General features: G+C 49.0%; 6 protein-coding genes. All 6 read left to right on the forward strand.

Going from position 1 to position 5,205, the window contains the following annotated elements:
* On the forward strand, positions 1–537 hold a 537-nt coding region (locus AC1WIP_RS10895), incomplete at its 5' end, for a polysaccharide deacetylase family protein (RefSeq protein WP_481141852.1).
* Between the two features lie 13 nt (positions 538–550).
* A complete protein-coding gene (locus tag AC1WIP_RS10900; protein WP_481141853.1) occupies positions 551–916 on the forward strand; it encodes a VOC family protein in 366 nt (121 codons plus the stop codon).
* A 151-nt stretch (positions 917–1,067) separates the two neighbouring features.
* Entirely contained in the window at positions 1,068–2,807 is a 1,740-nt protein-coding gene (locus tag AC1WIP_RS10905; RefSeq protein WP_481141854.1) for an ABC transporter ATP-binding protein/permease, read from the forward strand.
* Positions 2,804–4,444 (forward strand): amino acid ABC transporter ATP-binding/permease protein, encoded by a 1,641-nt coding sequence (locus AC1WIP_RS10910; RefSeq protein WP_481141855.1) that lies wholly within the window; start codon positions 2,804–2,806, stop codon positions 4,442–4,444. Before AC1WIP_RS10905 ends, AC1WIP_RS10910 begins: the two co-directional genes overlap by 4 nt.
* Positions 4,444–4,779 carry a nitrous oxide-stimulated promoter family protein gene (locus AC1WIP_RS10915; protein WP_481141856.1) on the forward strand — a complete coding sequence of 112 codons (336 nt, stop codon included), beginning with the start codon at positions 4,444–4,446 and terminating at the stop codon, positions 4,777–4,779. Before AC1WIP_RS10910 ends, AC1WIP_RS10915 begins: the two co-directional genes overlap by 1 nt.
* On the forward strand, positions 4,776–5,162 hold the full coding sequence (locus AC1WIP_RS10920) for a YbaN family protein (RefSeq protein ID WP_481141857.1): 387 nt from the start codon (positions 4,776–4,778) through the stop codon (positions 5,160–5,162). The genes AC1WIP_RS10915 and AC1WIP_RS10920 overlap by 4 nt, the downstream gene beginning before the upstream one ends.
* The last annotated feature ends 43 nt before the right edge of the window (positions 5,163–5,205 follow it).

Raw genomic sequence — 5,205 nt, forward strand, 5'->3', positions numbered from 1 at the left:
AACGAGAACACAGAAGAAATTACATTTTACTATGAGATGGAAAAATTCTATGTAAATGAAGCTTTTGAGAATGGGGATAAGATAAATGATACGCTGCAGAAAATATATGATGAACATGAACAGGGATATAAAAAGTATGCAGAAACCAGAAAGGAAGGGTCTGGCGGTGGAGAGCCTGGCAGAACGCCTTATAATTCATGGCACCTATTGAGACTTACCTTTGTGGGAGAACAGTATATCAGTATGGTATATAACGACATTGCTTATATGGGCGGGGCACATCCGTATTCGTATTTTGATGGAATTACCATAGACTGCAAAACCGGGGAGGAGGTTTCAGCCTCTGAGCTTCTGGGAAAGAGTGATGAAGATATTTTGAAACAGGTTTCTGAGGAAATGGGGATGGATATGGTTGCTTACTGGGATGAGATAGACTTTTATTTGACAGATTCCAAGATTGTTTTCTTTTATCGGATGCCGAATTATTGGGACGATGTTGTGTGGGAGCGGCGGCTTCATGGCGGCGCTGGCCAATAGGAGGTAAAAACGGATGAAATTAAAAAATGTATTAATCGTTGTGAAAGATATTGAAAAATCAAAGCAGTTTTATCATGACCTGTTTGGCCTTGACACGGTACTGGACCACGACGGCAATATGATTCTGACGGAAGGCCTGGTGCTTCAGGATGAGAGAATTTGGAGAAAGTTTCTTGAGAAAGATGTGATTCCACAGAGCAATTCCTGCGAATTATATTTTGAAGAACGCGACATTGAAGCATTTGCGCAAAAGCTTGAAAAGCTGTACCCTTCCATTCAATATGTCAATAGGCTTATGACGCAGGACTGGGGACAGAAAGTAATTCGCTTTTATGATTTGGATGGCAATTTGATTGAGGTGGGAACACCATATTTTTAATTGACAATCCACTCGTTGTTATGATATACTAACTATAGTTAGCAAAAACTAACAAAAAAGACGTCAAAGGACGTCTTTTTCTTTGAAAGTATGTTAGTAAAAACTAACCAATGGAAAGTGTATTTACAATGATAAACAGGATGGTTTGTATATGATGATTAACAAACGGCTGATAGACACAGCCAGGGAAAGCAAAAAATATATCGCAGGAAATGTAATGCTGCAGTGGTGTTCCCTTGCGGCCAATATCATGATGATGGGTGCTGTGGCTGTCTTTCTGCAGAAATTGTATGAGGGAACCGTGGACAAAAGGAGTATTGGCTTTACCGTATTATGGGCGGCTCTGGCTGTTGCTGTCCGTTTTGTCTGTGCAATTTTTTCCAGCCGGATGGGGTATCTCAGCTCCAAAGCGGTGAAAAAGACCTTGCGTGAAATGATCTACCGCAAGCTGCTTCGGCTGGGCGCCTCCTACAGCGAAAAGGTGCAGACCAGTGAGGTGGTGCAGGTGGCTGTAGAGGGAGTGGATCAGCTGGAGACTCACTTCGGGGCCTATCTTCCGCAGTTTTTCTATGCAATGCTGGCGCCCCTTACGCTGTTTGCCGTGCTCTGCTTTGTGAATGTTCCCTCCGCCCTGGTGCTGCTTATCTGCGTTCCGCTGATTCCGGTGACCATTGTGGCGGTGCAGCGCTTTGCAAAGAAGCTGCTGGCGAAATACTGGGGTCAGTATACGGCCTTAGGGGATACCTTTCTGGAAAATCTGCAGGGGCTGACCACAACCAAAATTTATCAGTCCGACGCCTTCAAGCATCAGGAGATGAACCAGCAGTCGGAACACTTCCGCAGGATTACCATGAAGGTGCTGACCATGCAGCTCAATTCCATTACCGTTATGGACCTGATTGCCTATGGAGGCGCGGCGCTGGGGGTGATTCTGGCAGCTTTGCAGCTTAAGGCGGGCAGGGTGGAACTGGCAGGATGCCTCATGATCATTCTGCTGGCGGCAGATTTCTTTCTGCCCATGCGTATGCTGGGTTCCTTCTTTCATATAGCCATGAATGGGATGGCGGCAAGCGACAAGATTTTTGGCCTGCTTGATCTGCCAAAGGAGGAAGAAAAGAGACAGCTGGTTCCCAAGGACTGTTCCATTTGTGTGAGAGGCCTGGGCTTTGCTTATGAGCCTGAGAGAGAGATCCTTCATGGGGTGGATTTGCATTTCCCCAAAGGCAGCTTTACTGCCCTTGTGGGAGAGAGCGGCTGCGGAAAATCTACCATTGCGGCGATCCTGATGGGCCGCAGGAGGGGCTATACCGGGGAAGTAACAGTAGGAGATATTCCCCTTTCTGAAATCTCCGAGGCCAGTCTGATGGAGAATTTTACCTATGTGAGCCACCAAAGCTATCTTTTCAAGGGAACCGTGCGGGATAATCTGCTGATGGCATGTCCTGGTGCACAGGATGCAGTGCTGTGGCAGGTGCTGGAGCAGGTGAAGCTGGCAGAGTTTTTGCGGAGCGAAAAGGGGCTGGACACCTTTTTAAACGAAAAGGCGTCCAATCTTTCCGGCGGTCAGTGCCAGCGTCTGGCCCTGGCAAGAGCGCTCCTTCATGACAGCCCGGTCTATATCTTTGATGAGGCTGCCTCCAACATTGATGTGGAGAGCGAAAACCATATTATGTCTCAGATACGGGTCTTGGCGGAGACGAAAACGGTGATTCTGATTTCCCACCGACTGGCGAATGTTGTGCCGGCGGACAATATTTATGTGCTGGATGGAGGAAGGGTTGTGGAAAGCGGCTCGCACAGAAAGCTGCTTTCGGAAGGAAAAGCTTATGCGGGGCTTTGGAGTGCCCAGCAGGAGCTGGAAAATTATGTGGGAGGAGGTGTGCCGGGATGAAGAGAAGTAATTTTAAAGTAATGTCCCAGCTGATCGGACTGGTAAAGCCCCTGTCCGGCTACATGCTTCTGGCGGTGGCAATGGGGCTTTTAGGCCATCTGTGCGCAGCATTTATCACTGTCCTGGGCGGTTTTATGGTGCTGCATATTTTAAATCCCCAATGGTCCATGAATCTGGGAATTTTGTTTGCAGCAGTGCTTGTCTTTGCACTGCTTCGGGGGATTCTCCGTTATGGGGAGCAGGCCTGCAATCACTTTATTGCCTTCAAGCTGCTGGCGCTGATTCGGGACAAGGTATTTGGCGCCCTGCGTAAGCTCTGTCCCGCCAGGCTGGAAGGGAAGGACAAGGGCAATCTCATCAATATGATCACCTCGGATATTGAGCTTTTGGAGGTTTTTTACGCCCACACCATTTCTCCCATCTGCATTGCGTTTCTGTTCTGCAGCGTGATGACGGTCTTTATCGGTACTTACAGTGTGGCGCTGGCTGTTTTGGCCGCAGCGGCTTATCTGGCTGTAGGCGTGGCAATTCCCCTTGTCACCTCAAAGCTCTCTGGCGATAACGGCAGGAAGCTGCGCGCTCAGTCAGGAGAGCTGGCAGGCTTTGTGCTGGATTCCCTGCGCGGTCTTTCTGAGATTCTGCAATACGGCTGGGGCGAAAAGCGTATGGCTCAGATGAATGACAGGTCGGATGCTTTGTGCCAAGAGGAGGGACGCATGAAACGCATTACCGGACGAAATAATGGGGTTACCAATACGGTGATTTTGATTTTTGATCTTGCCATGCTGTTTTTGTCCGCCTATTTGTGTGATTTTCCCCAAGCTCTGATCTGTACCCTTGCGCTGATGAGCTCCTTCGGCCCTTGCGTTGCTTTGTCCTCCCTGGGCTCTACCCTGCAAAGCACCTTTGCCGCAGGCAACCGTGTACTGGATATCCTGGAGGAAAGTCCCGTGGCAGAGGAGATCACCGGCAGGCCGAATGTGGATTTCCACGGCGCAGCTGCAAAAAATGTCACCTTTACCTACGGGGAAGAGAGGATTCTGGATGATTTTTCTGTGGAGATACCTGAAAACAGGGTGATTGGCATTGTGGGACGTTCTGGCAGCGGCAAGTCCACTCTGCTGAAGCTGTTTATGCGATTCTGGCAGGTGCAGCAGGGGGCGGTCATGATATCCGGCACAAATGTGGATGAGATCAACACCACAAATCTTCGTGCTATGGAGAGCTTTGTCACCCAGGAAACCCACCTGTTCCACGACAGCATTAGAAATAACCTGCGCATCGCAAAGCTGGATGCCTCCGAAGAAGAGATCATCGCAGCCTGTAAAAAAGCTTCTGTCCACGATTTCATCATGGGTCTGCCCCAGGGGTATGAAACCCCCGTGGGTGAGTTGGGCGGTACCCTGTCCGGCGGGGAGCGCCAGCGCCTGGGGCTGGCCAGAGCCTTTTTGCATAACGCCCCCTTTATGCTGCTTGATGAACCTACTTCTAATCTGGACAGCTTAAACGAAGCGGTGATTTTGAAAGCCATTCATAAGGAGCGTGGAAAAAAGACCGTAATTTTGGTCTCTCACAGAAAGTCTACCATGGGGATCGCAGACCAGGTTTACTCTGTGGAGCATGGGAGGATGAGCTGATGGATATGCAGTCAAAAAGACAACGGGAAAAGGAAACGGTTTCCCTTATGATTTCGATTTATTGCCGCAAAAAGCACGGGGGCAGAACACTCTGCCCCGACTGCGAAACGTTGGACGCCTATGCCCGTCTCAGATCCGACAAATGTCCCTTTATGGAGACAAAGACCTTTTGCTCCAACTGCAAGGTACACTGCTATAAACCGGACATGCGCCGGAAAATCCGTGAGGTCATGCGGTTTTCCGGCCCACGGATGATTTTTTATCATCCGGTTATGGCTGTCCGTCATGTCATTGCGTCACATAAGGAAAGGAAACGACTGGAGGAAAACCCATGAAAATCAAAAAACTTTTGTACACGATTCTTGGCTGTATTGGCATCGGTCTGGGAGCGGTGGGAGCGGTAGTCCCTATGCTGCCCGCCTTTCCCTTTTTGATGCTGGCGGCGTTTTGCTTTGCCAGAAGCTCCCAAAAGCTGGATCTCTGGTTTAAGAACACGAAGCTATATAAAAACAATCTGGAGGATTATGTTGCCGGACGGGGCATGACATGGAAAACCAAAATCCGCATTATGGTCACGGTCACCCTTCTTATGGCCATCGGCTTTTTTATGATGGGACGAAAGGGCATTGTGGCTGGGTGTATCGTACTGGGCTTTGTCTGGCTGTTCCATATTTTATATTTCTGCTTTGGCGTAAAGACCATTTCCCAAAAGCCATAACGCTCCTGTTCCACTGGCCTGCGATTTTCCTGCAAAATAAGAT

It is taken from the genome of Acetatifactor sp. (assembly GCF_982438285.1).